General features: G+C 49.7%; 16 protein-coding genes. 10 read left to right on the top strand and 6 right to left on the bottom strand.

Going from position 1 to position 16,539, the window contains the following annotated elements:
* The first annotated feature begins 7 nt into the window (after window positions 1-7).
* Both ACM6JA_RS24980 and ACM6JA_RS24975 read left to right on the top strand, forming a co-directional pair.
* On the top strand, window positions 8-1,681 hold the full coding sequence (locus ACM6JA_RS24980; RefSeq protein ID WP_414854553.1) for a dynamin family protein: 1,674 nt from the start codon (window positions 8-10) through the stop codon (window positions 1,679-1,681).
* Window positions 1,678-3,645 carry a dynamin family protein gene (locus ACM6JA_RS24975; protein ID WP_414854552.1) on the top strand — a complete coding sequence of 656 codons (1,968 nt, stop codon included), beginning with the start codon at window positions 1,678-1,680 and terminating at the stop codon, window positions 3,643-3,645. The genes ACM6JA_RS24980 and ACM6JA_RS24975 overlap by 4 nt, the downstream gene beginning before the upstream one ends.
* 64 nt (window positions 3,646-3,709) lie before the next feature.
* Here ACM6JA_RS24975 and ACM6JA_RS24970 read toward each other — a convergent pair whose 3' ends face one another.
* Entirely contained in the window at window positions 3,710-4,279 is a 570-nt protein-coding gene (locus ACM6JA_RS24970) for a GNAT family N-acetyltransferase (RefSeq protein ID WP_414854551.1), read from the bottom strand.
* Window positions 4,280-4,393: 114 nt separating this feature from the next.
* On the opposite strand from ACM6JA_RS24970, the gene ACM6JA_RS24965 reads away from it, so the two are divergent.
* Window positions 4,394-5,815 (top strand): PLP-dependent aminotransferase family protein, encoded by a 1,422-nt coding sequence (locus ACM6JA_RS24965; protein ID WP_414854550.1) that lies wholly within the window; start codon window positions 4,394-4,396, stop codon window positions 5,813-5,815.
* Here the strand turns inward: ACM6JA_RS24965 and ACM6JA_RS24960 are convergent.
* The 3 genes from ACM6JA_RS24960 to ACM6JA_RS24950 all read right to left on the bottom strand — a co-directional run bounded on the left by ACM6JA_RS24960 (window position 5,810) and on the right by ACM6JA_RS24950 (window position 8,327).
* Window positions 5,810-6,058, bottom strand: a complete 249-nt coding sequence (locus tag ACM6JA_RS24960) for a DUF3951 domain-containing protein (RefSeq protein ID WP_414854549.1) — start codon at window positions 6,056-6,058, stop codon at window positions 5,810-5,812. The two genes, ACM6JA_RS24965 and ACM6JA_RS24960, sit on opposite strands and share 6 nt — an antisense overlap.
* A 139-nt stretch (window positions 6,059-6,197) precedes the next feature.
* Complete coding sequence (putP, locus tag ACM6JA_RS24955) at window positions 6,198-7,661, bottom strand: sodium/proline symporter PutP (protein ID WP_414854548.1); 1,464 nt, start codon at window positions 7,659-7,661, stop codon at window positions 6,198-6,200.
* Window positions 7,662-7,847: 186 nt separating this feature from the next.
* Window positions 7,848-8,327: a hypothetical protein gene (locus tag ACM6JA_RS24950; RefSeq protein WP_414854547.1), complete on the bottom strand. Its 480-nt coding sequence runs from the start codon at window positions 8,325-8,327 to the stop codon at window positions 7,848-7,850.
* A 124-nt stretch (window positions 8,328-8,451) separates the two neighbouring features.
* Here ACM6JA_RS24950 and ACM6JA_RS24945 point away from each other — a divergent pair, with 124 nt between their 5' ends.
* Window positions 8,452-8,658 carry a cold-shock protein gene (locus ACM6JA_RS24945; RefSeq protein ID WP_007728716.1) on the top strand — a complete coding sequence of 69 codons (207 nt, stop codon included), beginning with the start codon at window positions 8,452-8,454 and terminating at the stop codon, window positions 8,656-8,658.
* Between the two features lie 119 nt (window positions 8,659-8,777).
* Here ACM6JA_RS24945 and ACM6JA_RS24940 read toward each other — a convergent pair whose 3' ends face one another.
* Window positions 8,778-8,978, bottom strand: coding sequence for a hypothetical protein (locus ACM6JA_RS24940; protein WP_007728714.1), 201 nt, complete (start codon window positions 8,976-8,978; stop codon window positions 8,778-8,780).
* Window positions 8,979-9,095: 117 nt separating this feature from the next.
* Complete coding sequence (locus tag ACM6JA_RS24935) at window positions 9,096-10,535, bottom strand: PLP-dependent aminotransferase family protein (protein ID WP_414854546.1); 1,440 nt, start codon at window positions 10,533-10,535, stop codon at window positions 9,096-9,098.
* Window positions 10,536-10,642: 107 nt separating this feature from the next.
* On the opposite strand from ACM6JA_RS24935, the gene ACM6JA_RS24930 reads away from it, so the two are divergent.
* The 6 genes from ACM6JA_RS24930 (at window position 10,643) to ACM6JA_RS24905 (ending at window position 16,485) form a co-directional block, all read left to right on the top strand.
* Window positions 10,643-11,437 carry a thymidylate synthase gene (locus tag ACM6JA_RS24930; RefSeq protein ID WP_414854545.1) on the top strand — a complete coding sequence of 265 codons (795 nt, stop codon included), beginning with the start codon at window positions 10,643-10,645 and terminating at the stop codon, window positions 11,435-11,437.
* The gene (locus ACM6JA_RS24925; RefSeq protein ID WP_414854544.1) at window positions 11,434-11,910 is read left to right on the top strand and encodes a dihydrofolate reductase; all 477 of its coding nucleotides are present in this window, start codon (window positions 11,434-11,436) and stop codon (window positions 11,908-11,910) included. The genes ACM6JA_RS24930 and ACM6JA_RS24925 overlap by 4 nt, the downstream gene beginning before the upstream one ends.
* Window positions 11,911-12,063: 153 nt before the next feature.
* Entirely contained in the window at window positions 12,064-13,062 is a 999-nt protein-coding gene (locus tag ACM6JA_RS24920) for a histidinol phosphate phosphatase domain-containing protein (protein ID WP_414854543.1), read from the top strand.
* Between the two features lie 75 nt (window positions 13,063-13,137).
* Window positions 13,138-14,325: a M20 metallopeptidase family protein gene (locus tag ACM6JA_RS24915; RefSeq protein WP_414854542.1), complete on the top strand. Its 1,188-nt coding sequence runs from the start codon at window positions 13,138-13,140 to the stop codon at window positions 14,323-14,325.
* Window positions 14,326-14,449: 124 nt separating this feature from the next.
* Window positions 14,450-15,541, top strand: a complete 1,092-nt coding sequence (locus ACM6JA_RS24910; protein ID WP_414854541.1) for a YheC/YheD family protein — start codon at window positions 14,450-14,452, stop codon at window positions 15,539-15,541.
* Between the two features lie 104 nt (window positions 15,542-15,645).
* Window positions 15,646-16,485 carry an alpha/beta hydrolase gene (locus tag ACM6JA_RS24905; protein ID WP_414854540.1) on the top strand — a complete coding sequence of 280 codons (840 nt, stop codon included), beginning with the start codon at window positions 15,646-15,648 and terminating at the stop codon, window positions 16,483-16,485.
* Window positions 16,486-16,539: the final 54 nt, after the last annotated feature.

The following is a 16,539-nucleotide window of genomic DNA, read 5'->3' as shown; positions in this document are numbered from 1 at the left end:
AGTAGGAATGATGGAGAAGGGTGGAATAGAAGTGCTTGACAGTCAAGTATTGATCCGGGAAACGGACTTTTCCCGACTGGCACATACATGGGAAGAACTCGCGGAAGTAATGAAATCGCAGGGAGACGAAACCACGCCACACAAGCTCATTCAACTGGCCGCGAAAACAAAGCGCGCTGAGCTGAATATTGCGTTTTGCGGACATTTTTCCGCTGGAAAATCAACGATGATTAACACGCTTCTGGGTGTCAATTTGCTACCGTCCAATCCGATTCCGACTAGTGCGAATGTCGTCAAGATTCGCGGCGGAGAAAAAGCGGCTCGCGTCTTCACCATGAACAGCGGAGTCCTTACATTTGATCCAGATACGGAGATGGAGAAGCTCAAGCAGTTTGCTGTTGACGGAGATACGGTAGAATCCGTAGAGGTTTCCTATCCAGGAACATTCCTTGACGAATACGCCAGCTTGCTCGATACCCCGGGCATTGACTCCACGGATGCGGCACACAAAATCGCTACAGAATCTGCGCTGCATTTGGCTGACGTCGTCATTTACATGATGGATTATAACCATGTTCAAGCCGAAGAGAACTTCAACTTTACGAAGACGTTGAAGGACCGTGACAAGCCAGTCTATCTGGTTGTGAACATGATCGATAAACATATTGATTTCGAATTGGATTTCGATAGCTATAAGGAGAGTGTCGAGGAAGCATTTGCGACCTGGAACATTCATCCGGATGGTATTTTTTACACGTCGCTTGCGGAACCAGATCATCCTGAGAACATGTATGCGGAATTTAAGGGCATGCTTGCACAGTTGATCGCTGATCGTGAAAAGCTGGTTGGCACGAGCGTTCGCAGTGCTGCCGAGCATTTGATCGACGAACACATCCAAGTAGTAAGAACAAGCCAGACAGATCAACGCCAGCAGTGGGAAGCCCAACTGGATGGTCTGGAAGTAGAAGGCATTGACAGTCGTAATGCAGCGGCTGTGCAGGAAGCGCTTGAGCAGGAGGAAGCGACAGCAGCGGCTCTAGAGCAGCGTGCTGAGGATGCCCGAATGCAGATGGAAAAAGAGCTGAGTGTACTTTTGGACAACGCTCGTTTGACTTATTTCAGCACAAACGAGGCAGCACGAAGCTACTTGGAGAGCCGCAAGCCGGGCTTCAAGGTGGGGTTGTTGTTTGCAGGCAAGAAGACAGAGGAAGAACGCGCACGTCGCGAAGAAGCCCTTCTCGTCGAGTTCCGCGAAAAAGTGGCGGGAAATCTCGACTTCCATTTCAAAGAATGGCTCGGCAAGCAGCCGCAAGTGTTTGATTTGCGGAGCGAAGAATATCACGCCAGCGTTCACGCTACCAAGATCGAGATTACGGGCGAGTTCCTGAGCAAGCACATCAAAGAGGGTGCGGCTTCGAGTGAGTACGTCCTGAACTACTGTGCGGATATTTCCAGCGGGATGAAGCTGGAATACAGACGCGTGGGCCTGTCCTTCATTGCACAAGTGGTTGAGATGATCAAAGAGCAGGTGCGTGTCGAGAGTGCTGCTCAAGGTGAGCGCCTTGGTGTATTGCGTGAAATGGCAGCGCTGCATCAAAAGCTGGCAGGACTGGCAGCGAGAGAAGAAGAAACCAAGGGTCGTCTGTTGGCGATTATGCGTGGAGGAGAACTAGTAGCATGAATCAACTACGAGACAAACTAATTGCGGCAGCAGAGCGTCTGCGACGCGCAAGTGAAGAAGTCGTTTCCGTACCAGGAATGCAAGCACAGGCTCAGGCGATGCTGGATCGAGCAGATCGCCTGACTGCCAATCGTTTTACCGTTGCACTGTTTGGTGCTTTTAGCGCAGGAAAATCCTCGTTTGCCAACGCCTTGATGGGCGATCTCGTGCTGCCTGTATCGCCGAATCCGACGACAGCGGCGATCAACAAAATTATGCCGCCTACGGATGAACGCCCGCATGGAACTGTGCGTGTCGTTTTGAAGGAGCGCGAAGCAATCGAGCAGGATGTAATCCGTTCACTCGCTGTGTTTGGACTGGTTGCATCTGATCTGGATGGGGCATTGGCTGAGCTGGGCAAGATCGACGTCGCCCAAATCCCGCCTACGGCAAAACCTCATTACACCTTTTTGAAAGCTGTTACAAAAGGATTACCAGAAATGGCTGCTCATTTGGGTGGAGAACTGCTGGTGGATATGCAGGCATTCAAAGGCTTTGTAGCCAAGGAAGAAAAAGCTTGTTTTGCGGAATACATCGAGCTGTTCTATTCCTGCCCGCTGACAGACCAGGGCATCGTTCTCGTCGATACGCCTGGTGCGGATTCCATCAATGCGCGTCACACAGGTGTGGCGTTTGAATACATGAAAAACGCGGATGCGGTCCTGTTCGTGACCTATTACAACCACGCCTTTGCACAGGCTGACCGCGAATTTTTGCTGCAAATGGGGCGCGTCAAGGATACGTTTGAAATGGACAAAATGTTCTTTATCGTCAATGCTTGTGACCTCGCAGCAAACGATGAGGAATTGCAGGGTGTCCTTACCCACGTAGAGAAAAACCTCCTCTCGTGCGGCATTCGCCTCCCACGTATTTATCCGGTGTCCAGCCAGACTGCTCTGTTGGCACGGATGCACGAAAAAGGCAAGCTGGCAGCTTCTGCGGAGAAAGTATACCGCCAGCGCACGAATACGGCTGAAGGCGAGCCGCTGATGCCGGCTGATGAAGCATTCAAATTCTCGGGAATGGCTTCGTTTGAAGCAGAGTTCCTCCGTTTTACGATTGAAGAGCTGACGCAAATTGCTGTGAATGCTGCAATCGGTGAAATCCGTCGCGCCCATGATACCATGACAGAATTCATGCGTATGGCACAGTCCGGGGAAGACGAGCGTCTGTTGCGCAAAGAAGCAGCAAGCAACGCCAAGACACAGGCTCTGTCAGCTGTTGAAGCACTGTCTACCGCTTCGTTCGAGCGCGACTTGGCAAAAGAGCGCGAGGAGCTGCTCTACTACGTTCGCCAGCGCTTGTTCTTCCGTTTCAATGAACTGTTCAATTTCGCTTTTAACCCGGCTGTCATTAAGGACGATGGACGCAACATGAAGCAAGTACTGCAAGGATGCTTGACTGATCTTCTGCGTTCGATCAGCTACGACTTGGCACAGGAGCTGAGAGCGACTACCCTTCGTTTGGAGAAATTCACGAACAAGCAGGGGACAACACTTGTTGCGGCGTGGCAAAAGGATGCACAAGGCTACGCAGCGGGGTTGACCTTGGCACCTTATCAGCAGCGGCAGGTGGAGACACTGTCCTTTGCTAACGAACTGCCAGTAGCTGAATCTGCATTTGCATCAGCGATTTCCTTGTTCAAAAACACCAAAGACTTTTTCGAGCAGGATGGCAAAGGGAAAATGCGTGAAGAACTGGAGAAGCGCATGCAAGAACCAGTGAGCGGGTATATAGAAATCGGAAACAAGCAGTTGGATGAGCAGTTTTCTACGCTGTTCCAAGAGCTGGTGGCAAGTGAGCGCAATCGTGTCATCGACCAGATCAACGAGTATTTCACCGGTCTGTTTGCGGCTCTTGAGATGAATATCGATCTCGACGAGCTGGCGGCAAAAGTGAGTCGTGTGGCGGCTGAGTTGGAGTAATCAATTTTCCTACAAGTAAAAAGGGCAGTCCCTACGTCTTGTTCAGACCAGGGATTGCCCTTTTTCATTTCCGATTCTCCCATTCCTCCCGCAAAATTCCCATCTTAATCGCATCGTAATATTCACCGCGAACAATCCTTGCTTTGCGTACCCGCGCTTCTTCTACCATTCCCATGTGAGCAGCGAGCTTGATCATCCGTTCGTTGCCGGACCACGTACCAATGCCTAAACGGACCGTATCCATGTGGGTAAACAAGTAGTCGATCCACATCTGAAACGCTTCCCGGCCATAGCCATTTTGCCAATAGCGGGAGTCGTAAATGACGATTCCGATTTCACACCAGTTCGTCTCTTCGGATACCCAATAGCGACCTACACTGCCTTTTAGCTCCCCGTCAATCTCAATCATCAGCTCGGTTCTTGGTGCATCTGTCCCGACGAGAGCCAGAGACTCCTGGTGGCGTGGGAGGGCACGATACTCTTCTTTTGTGTACGGATCAAGAGGTTTATAGGGACCATTCCAGTTGAGATGTTCGCGATCTTCTGCTTCATATTTCCAATAGTAGATCGTATCCATATCTTCTGCTCGAATATCTCGCAGAACGACCTTTTCTCCTTGCAAATGAATACGCATGACTGGTTCTCCTTTCGTGTGGGTGAATCTGGTACAATCATTGTAAAATAGAACTGCTCCTATACATAGTGACAGTTTTGGAGGGTTAGATAGGGACAGATGGGAGGTCCGCTGATGGAGTACATGCCGATCATGGATGCACAGAGCAAGGAACCTCTGTATCAGCAGCTATACAAGCAATTGAGCAAACGGATTGCATCCGGAGAGATACCGTCCGGAACCAAAATGCCGTCGATCCGTCAGTTGATGAAAGCAAGTGGGGTCGGAAAAAATACGATTGAGGCAGCCTATCAGCAACTGCTCGCAGAAGGCTACATCGTGAGCCGGGAGCGAAGCGGCTTTTTTGCTGCCGAGATCGAGAGATGGTCAGAGCCAGTAGATCAGGATGAGGAGATTGCCTTGTACTCGACCATCTTGAAAAAGAAAAAAGGGGAGCATCTCACCTGTCGTTACAACTTTCACGGCTCTGTCATCGATACGAAGTCGTTTCCTTACGCGGCATGGCGCTCTTGCATGCTGGAAGCGCTGGATGTTTATCCGGAGGACTTTTCTTTTTACGGGGATGATCAAGGAGAGTGGGAGCTGAGAGAGGAGCTTAGTAAATATTTGCGCAGAGCACGTACGCTCATTTGTCAGCCTGAGCAAATCATCATCGGCACCGGATTACAGCAGGCTCTCAGCTTTTTATGTCTGCTCTTGGCAGATCGACATCGTGTGGTTGCGATTGAGGAGCCTGGCTATGCCGATGCACGAATCGTTTTTTCCCAGCACGGCTATGAGGTCGTGTCCATCCCGCTAGCGGAAGACGGGCTGTCCATTGAAGCCTTGGAGAAAAGCAACGCAACGGTCGTGTACACGACGCCTGCCCATCAATTTCCGTATGGGATGGTCTTGCCAATCGGTCAGCGTCAGCAATTGCTGCAATGGGCAAAGAGAAAGAACGGAATCATCATCGAAAATGATTACGATGGCGAATTCCGCTACAATGTCCACCCTACGCCATCTTTGCAAGGGATGGATCGGGACGGATGTGTTGTTTATATCGGCAATTTTTCCAAAGCATTTTCTCCAGCACTTCGCTTGGATTACACGGTACTTCCGAGGCAATTGCTCGGGCGATATTTGGAAGCATTCCAGGCGTATCCTTCTCCGGTTTCCCGCCATTTGCAACGAAGTATGCAGTTGTTCATGCAAAAGGGCTACTGGGAAAAGCATGTCCGAAAAATGCGCACCGTCTATCACCGCAAGCATGATGCACTGCTTCGGGCGATACAGACCTACATGCCCCAGGAAGTCCGAGTATTAGGACAGTCAGCAGGGCTGCATATTTTGCTGGAGGTAGATACTTCCCGAACGGAGAAGGAGCTGATCGAGGTGGCGCGTGCGGCCGATGTTCGCGTTTATCCGAGCGGCCATAACTGGGCTAACGATCCGACGAATGTACGGCCACGAATCATCGTTGGATTTGGTGGAGTGGAGGAACAAGACATTGCGGTAGGAATCAGTCGTTTGGCAGAAGCTTGGTTTTCGTTATGATCTGCGCTTTTGCCGGATCTTCTCGTTCTTATCCTTGTCCTCACCTTCTTCTTCCTCTGACTCTTTCTTTTCGATTTTTTGCTCATGGAATTCAACTGGCGTTTGCCCGAACACGCGATCTAGCGGGGTGTAGTAATGCTCGACTGGTTTCTTTTGGACAAAAAAGCGGTAGCAAGCCATCCCAAGCACGCCAAAAATCAAGAGGGAAACGCCAATAATCAAGCCGGACATCATCACCATCATTTTTTGTCCCTCCTTTTTATGAGGTTATGGATGATTTACGATGAGGGTCCCAAATAGTTTCAACAGAAAAAAGCAGCCTATGGCGTGGGACAGGGCAATTGTCCAGCGCATAGGCTGCTTGGCTTTTTTTCGGCAAGGATTATTTCATGCTTTTTTGGTACTCATCAAACTGAGCGCTGACATCATTCGAAGGCTTGCTGGTCAAATGGCTGACAACCACGATGGCGAGCAGGCTAATGGCAAAGCCGGGAACCATCTCGTAGAGGAAGTCCTTGAGCACATCAAAACGAGTCCAGATGATAACGGTAAGCGCACCAGCGACCATTCCCGCGAGAGCACCCCATTTGTTCATACGCTTCCAATAGAGGGAGAGCAGAATGACAGGCCCAAACGAAGCACCGAATCCGGCCCACGCATACCCGACGAGATCGAGGATCGTGTCATTTTTATTCAAGGCGAGCAAAAAGGCGACGACAGATACAAGCAAGACAGACAGGCGGCCAATCGTGACCAGCTCTTTATCAGTGGCAGAACGGTTGAAGAAGGTCTTGTAAATATCCTCGGTCAAAGAGCTGGAAGTAACGAGCAGCTGAGAGGAAATCGTGCTCATGATCGCTGCCAAAATCGCCGCCAGCAAAAAGCCGGTAATCAGTGGATGGAACAGGATCGTACCCAGTTGGATGAAGATCGTCTCAGGATCGCTCAACGTCCAGCCTTGCTTGGAGTACAGGGCGATACCGACCAGACCTGTCAGCATGGCGCCAGCGACGGAGAAAATCATCCAACCCATACCGATGCTGCGTGCTTTTTTAATCTCACTGGTGGACGTGATCGCCATAAAGCGAACGATAATGTGCGGTTGTCCGAAATAACCGAGACCCCATGCAAACAAGGAAATGATACCGAGCAGGCTCGTCCCTTTAAAAATATCGAGCAAAGAGGGATCGACAGCGTGGATCTCCGTAAACGTTTCTCCAAATCCACCTGCTGTAAGTACGGTCACAAGCGGAACGAGAATGAGCGCGATGACCATAATGAGTCCTTGTACAGCGTCCGTCCAGCTTACAGCGAGGAAGCCACCAAACAATGTGTAAGCAATGGTGACCAATCCGACAATCCATAGTCCCGTTTGATAACTCAGATGGAAGGTGTTTTCAAACAACACGCCTCCAGAAACGAGACCAGATGAGACGTAAAAAGTAAAAAAGATCATAATAACAAGAGCCGAGACAAGACGAAGCATCCGAGACCCATCTCCGAAACGATTTTCCAAAAAAGCAGGAATCGTAATCGAGTTGTTGGCAACCTCCGTATACGAACGAAGACGGGGAGCGACATACAGCCAGTTGGCATAAGCACCGAGAGTCAGACCGATGGCAATCCAGGAAGCGCTAAGACCTTGGGCAAACATGGCGCCTGGCAGGCCCATCATCAACCAGCCACTCATGTCGGATGCGCCTGCACTGAGCGCGGTTACAGTTGGACCGAGCGACCGACCGCCGAGCATGTAGTCTGTCAGATTAGAGGTACGCTTGTAGGCATAATAGCCGATTATAAGCATACCTGCCATGTACACAATAATAGATGCGAGCAGCATATTCATTGGCATCACCTCGTTGTGTTTAGTATTTATGAATTTTATATGAACATCTTACACGTTATCATGCCCAATTATAAAAATCTATAAGGAAACACAGAAAATTTTGTAGAGCCTCAATAAAAAGTTTTTTAATAACACGAAAAAGCCCGCGATGATTGATCGCAGGCTTTTCTCGAAATGTTTTCCAAATTACTGAACTTGAACCTGACCGTTTCCGTCGAGAGTTACTTTGAATTCCTTTACGACAGTAGGCTCCGCACCTTGGTTGTTCAAATCGTGCTTGAGCACTTTGAAAGTACCATCGGCAGAGAGTGTGCCTGTATATTCAACACCAAACATGTCAGATTTGTAAAAGCTGAAGTTCGCTAGCTCGGTCTTTTGCAATTCTTCTACGAGCAACTGACCATCTCCGCTGAACATCGCATTACGCAATGCTTCAGAGGATTCGTATTTTTGCTGGAGGTATGTTTGCAGCTGTTTGGCGACTTCAGACTCGGCCAGTTGTTTGCCGGCGTCCAGAACTTGTTGGCCCGCTTCGACAGCCTGTTTGCCTGTCTCAATCGCTTGTTGACCTGTTTCTACTGCTTGCTGAGCGGTTTGGACCCCTTCGGATATTTCCGAGCAGGCAGTGAGCAGTAGCGCAAATGCAATAATCAATACTTTTTTCATGTGATTCACTCCTTTCTGGCGTGACGATTCATACTTTATTTATTTTACCGTATATCCACTGACTTCGCATCCGCATATGATGGGGTAAGCGTAAGAGCTGCACTGATTACAGGGAGGAAACACAATGATTCAAGGGAAAGTAAAATGGTTCAGCAAAGAAAAGGGCTATGGGTTTATCGAGCGCGATGGAGGACCTGATGTATTCGTACACTATTCTGCGATCACGGGGCAAGGTTACCGGAATTTGGAGGAAGGCGAGCAGGTGGTTTTTGAGATTGTGAATGGACAGCGGGGGCTGCAAGCAGCCAATGTAGCGAAGAAAATCGTGTAAAAGAGGTATCATCTTCTAAAAACACATGACGAAGGACTTCCTTCGATTTCAAAAACGCCGTCATACCTGTACAAGGCAGACGGCGTCTTATTTATGTCACGTAGCTTTCAGGATTGTGATCAAAGGTTGTTGTAGAGAAAGACTGACAAAGCAATGACCAGAGCGATCGTAATGATGCCGTAAATGATCAACAGGTTGCGGGAACGTTGTTTAAAGCCCCGCACTTTAGATTCGGATGGGTTAATTCCGATTTTTATCGTAACGACGAGACCTATAAGAACAAGTACAATAATAGCAATAATGAAAGGCAAAATACTCATAACAGCCAGTCCTTTCTGTATGGCACAGTCATCCTGCTGGATATACACAAGGATGCATACGGTAGCTTACTTCGATCATATACCGACCGCACAAAAATGTTGCCATCCACTTGGGGATTATTTTGCCCATCCACTTGCCATGAATGCATCCGCTAAGCGCGAAACTGCCTCAGGGATCTGATCTAGGGTAGCTCTGCCAAAGGTGAAGCGGACATATCCTTGCTCTGCCCCGAAAAGATGTCCTGGAACGAAGACAACACCCCGTTTGACTGATTCTGTAAGAAGAGTTTCGCCGCTCCATTCCCCTTTGAATTTGCACCACAGGTGAATGCCTCCTTCTGAACCGACCATTTCTACTTGATCACCGAACTTGTCTTGAAGCGAGGAGACTAGCTGATCGTGCCGTAAGGGCAGCTCTGTTCGCAAAAGATCGATGTGACTCGCAAACTGAGGCGATCCGAGAAAGCGATTCGCTAGCCATTGCGGAAAAATGCTATGTCCAAAATCAAACTGCTGTTTCGCATCTGCCAGTCTTTCCATGACAGTAGGGGGCCCGACGATCCAGCCGATCCGTAGACCTGAGGCGACGATTTTGGTCAAAGAGCTGATGTAGAGTACTGTTCCGTGTTGATCCAGCGATTTTAAGGTTGGGACGGGCTCCCTCGAAAAACTGGTCAAGCTGTATGGATCATCCTCGATGATCGGAATCCCATTTTCATAGGAGAACGCGAGCAATTCCTGGCGCCGTTCCAATGAAAGCAGTGTCCCTGTCGGGTTTTGATAATTCGGATTGAGAAAAACCATTTTGATGCGGTGCTGTCGGTGCAGTTGGGCCAAGTGCTTCGGGTCGATTCCGTCCCGGTCGACTGGCAGCGAGAACGTACGCAAGCCAGCGGAATGAAAAAGCGGCAAGGAATAACAGTAAGACGGCTCCTCAATGGCAACCGCATCCCCTGGCTTTAACAGACATTGAACGACGAGATGAAGAGCCTGCTGCGCGCCTGATGTGATCAGGATAGAGGTAGCAGGTGCTGCGATGCTTCGCCATGTTTTCATATGGAGACTCAATGTCTCTCGCAAAGCCCAATTGCCCTGCGGATGCTCATAGCCGAGATGAGCCGGGAAGTCATCGGGGGTCATGAGCTGCTGGAGTGTTTGATTGGGGACCAGATCGGTAGAGAGCTCGCCACTCGCTAAATCGATCAAGTCATTTTCCTGTGTTTCACGACGGATTTTGCGAATCAACGGTAAATTCGGGCGAAACGACCCTGACTCTGTCAAATGACGCCAGTTCGGAACGCGGGTCCGTGCCAGTCCCCAAATATCTCGGCTGACGATGGTGCCACTACCTTGTATGCGCTCGATCATACCTGCTGCTTGCAGCTCATCGTACGCCGCGACGACGGTCGAACGGTTGACGCTCAGTTCTTTGGCTAGCGTGCGCTCCGAGGGCAAATAGCTGCCAGGACCGAATTCACCACTGCTGATTCTTTGCTCGATTTGCTCTGCTATTTGTTTATATAAGGGCTTTGTAGCCACAGAAGATATGCCATCCATCACGAATCCCGCTTTCTACATTTATCCATTTATTATATCATGACATTCCGATCTTTCATTTTTGTCTCGGTCAGGTAAAATAGATGAGATGGAAGGAGAGATGGACGATGAAACAATACCTGGATTTGTGCCAGCGCATTTTAGATGAGGGTGTCACAAAAGAGGATCGGACAGGCACCGGAACGACCAGTGTTTTTGGGCATCAGATGCGTTTTGACCTGAGTGAAGGCTTTCCAATGGTCACGACGAAAAAGCTGCATATGAAATCGATCATCCACGAATTGCTCTGGTTTTTATCGGGCGATACCAATGTCCGCTACTTGCAGGAAAACGGCGTGCGGATCTGGAACGAATGGGCCGACGAAAACGGAGATTTGGGACCGGTATACGGAAGCCAATGGCGCTCCTTTACTGGACGCGACGGCAAAACAGTGGATCAGATTCAATGGGTCATTGATGAGATCAAACGCAATCCGGACTCTCGCCGCTTGATCGTTAGTGCGTGGAATCCGGCTGAATTGGACAAGATGGCATTGCCGCCTTGTCACCTGCTGTTCCAGTTTTACGTAGCGAATGGCAAGCTGTCCTGCCAGCTGTATCAACGTAGTGGCGACACATTTTTGGGTATACCTTTTAATATCGCTTCCTACGCTTTGCTGACGCATATGGTGGCGCATGTCACCGGGCTTGAAGTGGGCGATTTTGTTCATACGATCGGAGATGCTCATCTGTACCTAAACCATATCGAGCAGGTTAAGCTCCAGCTCACTCGCGAGCCGAAACCACTGCCGAAGCTCGTGCTCAACCCAGAAGTGAGTTCGATTTTTGACTTCAAATACGAAGATATTGAAATCGTCGGCTACGAATCCCACCCGCACATCAAAGGCGAGGTGGCCGTATGATCAGCCTGATTGTTGCCTATGCCCACAACCAAGTCATCGGAAAAGATGGCGACATGCCGTGGCACCTTCCTGCCGACTTGAAAAATGTGAAGGAATTAACGACAGGAAAAACGATCGTGATGGGACGCAAAACGTTCGAATCGATCGGCAAGCCGCTGCCTAACCGCAGAAATGTCGTCCTGACACGCAGCCAGGACTTTCACCCTGAAGGTATAGATGTTGTCCATACGAAGGAAGAAGTGCTCGCAATGGGCGATGTCATCATCTTTGGCGGCTCGGAAATTTATCGCCAGTTCCTCGATGTTGTTGATCGTCTGTACATTACGGAGATCGATTTGGAAACAGAGGGCGATACGTTTTTCCCGGCATGGGATCGCGATGCTTACACCTTGGTGGACAAGCGTGAGGGTATCGTGGATGAGAAGAACGTTCATCCGCATGCGTTTTACGTGTATGAGCGAAAAAATAGCTGATAATCGAAAATGCCTCGTTGCTGAGGCATTTTTTTGTTTTTTTTTCACCTTTTTTGCTAGGTCGCTCGTCATGTGAATACTCGACATATGTATGGAACCACATGCATATAAACGATAGAAAATAGCAGGGACGAACCCAAGGAGGTGATCGGGATGAAGGTAGACTTTCACGTCCAACTGGAGGAAGGGCCGTATTCGCTGGACTGGTTGCTCAAGCAAGCGGAATCATTGCGCCCTCTCGTAGAGCATGCCGAAGTGAAGGGGAGCAGAAAATGGGCAAGTATGCTGACCAATGGGTTGGCAGAACGCCTTCAACAAGGCCCGTATTCACGAGATTGGCTGGAATTGTATCGATTACGTGCCAAACAGGCGGGGATTCAGCAAGTTTGCGTGGTCGAGCACTTATACCGTTTTCTTGAGTATCGGTCGTACTACGAACAGCATGTGCACATCGGTTCTGATCGCTTGGGGACCGCGCAGCGCAAATGGCTGAGTCAAGTCGCAAATGACTCACTGGACAGCTTTGTTGTTTTCCTGCAAAAAGAGCGGCTTCGTTGGGCGGAGGATGGAATTGAGCTGCGTGTGGGGATTGAACTGGATTATTTTTCAGGTGGAGAAGAGACACTGCGGCATGTCATCAATCAATATCCTTGGGATGTGTGCATAGGGGCCGTGCATTTTCTGGAAGGCTGGGGCTATCCGATCCACGATGTACGAGAACGCTTTGGAAGACAGGAGCTAATCGGATTGTACAGCCTTTATTTTGATAAGCTGGAGCAGGCGATCGAATCGCAATTATTCGATGTGATTGCCCATATCGATGGCATCAAAGCGTTTGGTGTACGACCAGATGAAACTGCCCTATTGCCGTATTATCAGCGTGTGGCCCGAGCTCTTGGACGCAGGGGGATTGCGACGGAAATCAATACAGGCTACGGTCTGGCGAGTCAGCTCCGGGAATTTTCGCCCAGCTATCGTTTTTTGGAAATTTTGTTCCAGAATGAGGTGCCCATCACCTTGGCGTCTAGCGCTACTGCACCTGATCAAGTCGGTCAGCAGTTGGACGAGGCTCGAGCCCAGTTGAAACGGGTAGGCTATACGAGCTTTGCGGTCTTTGAGAAGCGAAAACGCAGCATGCTCGTTCTGGATTAGTCAAGCTCCCCATTTGACCCATGATTCTGCTATGATGGGAGAAGAATGGTGCATCCAGGGGGAGGAGTAAGAACCATGGCCTTGCAGGAACAATTAAAAGAGCTGCTTAAAGAGATGGAGCCGCAAATCATTAGCTGGAGGCGTCATCTGCACCAGCATCCCGAGCTTTCCTTTCAAGAGGAGAAGACCCCAGCCCTCATTGCCGAAATATTGAGAGGACTTCACTTTGATGAGGTTCGCACAGGTGTTGGTGGTAGAGGTGTCATCGGAGTTTTGCGTGGAGGGCGCCCGGGTAAGGTAGTCGCGTTGCGTGCGGATTTTGACGCACTGCCGATTCAAGATCAAAAAGAAGTGCCGTATAAATCTACCGTCCCTGGTGTCATGCATGCGTGTGGTCATGATGCACACACTTCCCAGCTATTAGGACTTGCTGCTGTTTTGGCAGCACATCGTGAGCAGTTTGCCGGTGAAATTCGCTTTGTCTTTCAGCATGCGGAAGAGGAAAATCCGGGCGGAGCTACCCAAATGGTTGAGGATGGTGCTGTAGATGGCGTCGATGCGATCTTTGGCGTTCATCTCTGGTCGATGTTCCCTGTGGGGAAGGTGTACATTAGCGCAGGTCCACTCATGGCGAATACGGACGACTTTTCCATCGAGATCAAAGGAAAAGGGGGACACGGTGCTGTTCCAGAAGAAACCGTCGACTCCATTGTGATCGGTTCACAAATCGTCGGTCATTTGCAAACGATTGCCAGCCGCAATGTCAGCCCGTTAGAAAGTGTGGTCGTGACCGTGGGGACGTTCCACGGCGGAGATAGTACGAACATCATCGCAGATAGCTGTCGTCTGACAGGGACTGTCCGCTCCTTTTTGCCAGACGTCCGCGATCGTGCGGAGCAGCGCCTGACAGAAATTGCGGAGGGGACAGCTGCCATGATGGGAGGCAGCGCTACGGTTGTCTACGATCGAGGGTATCCAGCCGTCATTAACCATGAAAAAGAAGCAACGATCGCACAGGAAGCAGCCATTGCTGCATTCGGAGTTGGTCGTGTGGAATCGATGAAGCCGTTGATGGGTGGCGAGGACTTTTCGTACTACTTGGAAAAGGTGCCCGGCGCTTACTTGTTCGTAGGAGCAGGCAATCCAGAAAAACTGGCGACATATCCCCATCATCATCCACGATTTGATATCGACGAGGATGCCATGCTGATCGCAGGCGAGCTCTTGGGACGAACAGCGCTGCACTATTTGGAAACACATTAACGATAAGAAAATTCATGAAAGATGCGCTTTTGCCTACATAGGACAAAGGCGCTTTTTTTTGTTTTCAACCATAAGCTATACGAGGCTAGTTAGAAAATCGAACAAGGGAGGGAGTGGCCTTTCGGTGAGAAAACGGATAGGCGTACTGACCTACCGAGGAGAATCAGGCTTTGTCGAGCCCGGCTATTTGCGAAGGCTGGTAGAGGCAGGAAGAGAAATGGGGGCAGAGGTTTTTTTGTTTAGCCCACAAGATGTCCAGTTTGCAGAAAAGCGGATCAACGGTTTTGTACCAGATGGCACGAAGTGGAGACGAGAGCGCTTTGCCTGGCCCGATATCGTCATTGACCGATATCGCTACTATCCATTGCCGAAGCATCGTGCCTATTTGCCATTTCGCAAGCAAGACTGGTTTCGTTATGCGAATAACCGCTTCTCGAACAAATATGTCGTTCATCAGATTTTGATACAAGATCCTGAGCTACAGCGCTGGCTTCCCGAAACACACCCCTACGACAGACAAACGCTTGCTGCGATGCTTGCCGATCATCGTCTGGTTTATCTCAAGCCGACAAACGGCACAGGTGGCAGAAGCATACTGCGTGTGGAGAAACGAGCAGGTCGCTACCTTTTACATGGCAGGACCAAGAAGCAAGCCAAAAGCTGCGAAAAACTGGCGACGCTCACAGAGGTGTGCGAGCGGCTGGAGCATTGGATGAAGAATGAGAAGAGCGGAAACGAGCAGTTTTTTCTTCAACAGGGGCTACGGTTGTCACTGGTTCCCAAGCGAACAGTAGATGCTCGCCTGCTTGTGCAAAAGGACGGAAAGGGTCAGTGGTGTTTGACCGGGATGGGCATTCGCGTTGGGCCGATACAATCGTCCACCTCGAATTTGCATGGAGGGGGAACCGCTTTGCCTGCAGTTTCCTTTTTGGTCCAACGATTTGGTCAGGAAATGGCAGAGCGGATTGCGCTGGAATGCAAGGAGCTCGCGATCAAGACTGTCACACGCATTGAAGAACATTTCGGCCTGATGATGGAGTTTGGCTTTGACCTGGGGATTGATGTTCACGGGAAGGTTTGGATTATTGAGATTAATCCGAAGCCAGGCAGAGAAATTTTCAAGCAGATGCGTCAGCACAAGCGATATGCGACGGCGGTTCGACGGCCGTTGGAGTATGCGTTGTATCTTGTTAATAAAAACAATGCAGCTAATTAAAGGGGATCTTCCATAGAGGAAGGTCTCTTTTTTTGGTATTTTCGTTTCTTTTAGGAGGGGGACACGGCATAATAATAAAAAAATGCACAAGAGGTGAAAGGCACATGCAAAAACAATCATTTTCCATCGCACTTGACGGGGAGTTAACGCTGCGCGGTGACATTCATACGGAGGAAGCGGCTGGGTCAGCACAGCCACTACTGCTATTTTGCCATGGTTTTAAAGGCTTCAAGGATTGGGGAAGTTTTCCCTACGTAGCCGATGAGCTGGCCAAGCAAGGCATTACCACGATTCGCTTTAATTTTAGCTGCAATGGCGTAGGTGAGAGCTTGACGGAGTTCGACGAGCTGGAGAAATTCGGGCGCAATACGTATGCGCGTGAACTGGCTGATTTGCAAGCGTTGACGGAACGGATTTTGTCAGGCGAGCTACCATTACCCGATTATGTGGACAAAACGAAGCTGTATGTATTGGGACACAGCAAGGGCGGCGGTGACGCGATTTTATTCGGAGCAAACAACCCGCATGTGGCAGGGATTGTGACCTGGAACGGAATCGCTCATGTGGATTTGTTCGACAAGAAGCTGCGCCAAGAAATAGAAGAGACAGGCGTCGGATACATAGCGAATGCGCGAACCGGTCAAGATATGCCAATCACGAGAGTCGTGATCGAGGACGTGGACAACAATCGCCAGAAATACGATATTTTGGAACTTGTTTCTACGATGGAACAACCACTGTGCATCATCACAGGAGAAAAAGATTATGTCCGTCTGGTAGAGGGTGCAAAAAGAATGCATCAGGCTGCCAAGAACAGCGAGCTGCACTGGATAGAAGGCGGAGATCATACATTTAACACGCGTCATTCGTTTGCGGGTACATCGGCTCCACTGGAAGATGCGATCAAGCAAACTGTCGCATTTGTCCGCACCCCACGGACATAGAAAAAACCTCTATTTTCCTGCGTTTTCTTTTCCATTTGGGCTGTGGTATACTGG

The organism is Brevibacillus sp. IT-7CA2 (assembly GCF_949767855.1).
Classification (GTDB): domain Bacteria; phylum Bacillota; class Bacilli; order Brevibacillales; family Brevibacillaceae; genus Brevibacillus.
Note: the sequence above shows the minus strand (reverse complement) of the source record. Positions and strands in the feature narration are given on the sequence as shown.

Excerpts from the sequence above, each read along its gene's own strand:
- ACM6JA_RS24925 (WP_414854544.1), top strand. The coding sequence starts at position 11,434 with ATGATCAGCCTGATTGTTGCCTATGCCCACAACCAAGTCATCGGAAAA.
- ACM6JA_RS24905 (WP_414854540.1), top strand. The coding sequence starts at position 15,646 with ATGCAAAAACAATCATTTTCCATCGCACTTGACGGGGAGTTAACGCTG.
- ACM6JA_RS24965 (WP_414854550.1), top strand. The coding sequence starts at position 4,394 with ATGGAGTACATGCCGATCATGGATGCACAGAGCAAGGAACCTCTGTAT.
- ACM6JA_RS24960 (WP_414854549.1), bottom strand. The coding sequence starts at position 6,058 with ATGATGGTGATGATGTCCGGCTTGATTATTGGCGTTTCCCTCTTGATT.
- ACM6JA_RS24950 (WP_414854547.1), bottom strand. The coding sequence starts at position 8,327 with ATGAAAAAAGTATTGATTATTGCATTTGCGCTACTGCTCACTGCCTGC.
- ACM6JA_RS24970 (WP_414854551.1), bottom strand. The coding sequence starts at position 4,279 with ATGCGTATTCATTTGCAAGGAGAAAAGGTCGTTCTGCGAGATATTCGA.
- ACM6JA_RS24975 (WP_414854552.1), top strand. The coding sequence starts at position 1,678 with ATGAATCAACTACGAGACAAACTAATTGCGGCAGCAGAGCGTCTGCGA.
- ACM6JA_RS24980 (WP_414854553.1), top strand. The coding sequence starts at position 8 with ATGATGGAGAAGGGTGGAATAGAAGTGCTTGACAGTCAAGTATTGATC.
- ACM6JA_RS24935 (WP_414854546.1), bottom strand. The coding sequence starts at position 10,535 with ATGGATGGCATATCTTCTGTGGCTACAAAGCCCTTATATAAACAAATA.
- ACM6JA_RS24945 (WP_007728716.1), top strand. The coding sequence starts at position 8,452 with ATGATTCAAGGGAAAGTAAAATGGTTCAGCAAAGAAAAGGGCTATGGG.
- putP (WP_414854548.1), bottom strand. The coding sequence starts at position 7,661 with ATGAATATGCTGCTCGCATCTATTATTGTGTACATGGCAGGTATGCTT.
- ACM6JA_RS24930 (WP_414854545.1), top strand. The coding sequence starts at position 10,643 with ATGAAACAATACCTGGATTTGTGCCAGCGCATTTTAGATGAGGGTGTC.
- ACM6JA_RS24940 (WP_007728714.1), bottom strand. The coding sequence starts at position 8,978 with ATGAGTATTTTGCCTTTCATTATTGCTATTATTGTACTTGTTCTTATA.
- ACM6JA_RS24915 (WP_414854542.1), top strand. The coding sequence starts at position 13,138 with ATGGCCTTGCAGGAACAATTAAAAGAGCTGCTTAAAGAGATGGAGCCG.
- ACM6JA_RS24920 (WP_414854543.1), top strand. The coding sequence starts at position 12,064 with ATGAAGGTAGACTTTCACGTCCAACTGGAGGAAGGGCCGTATTCGCTG.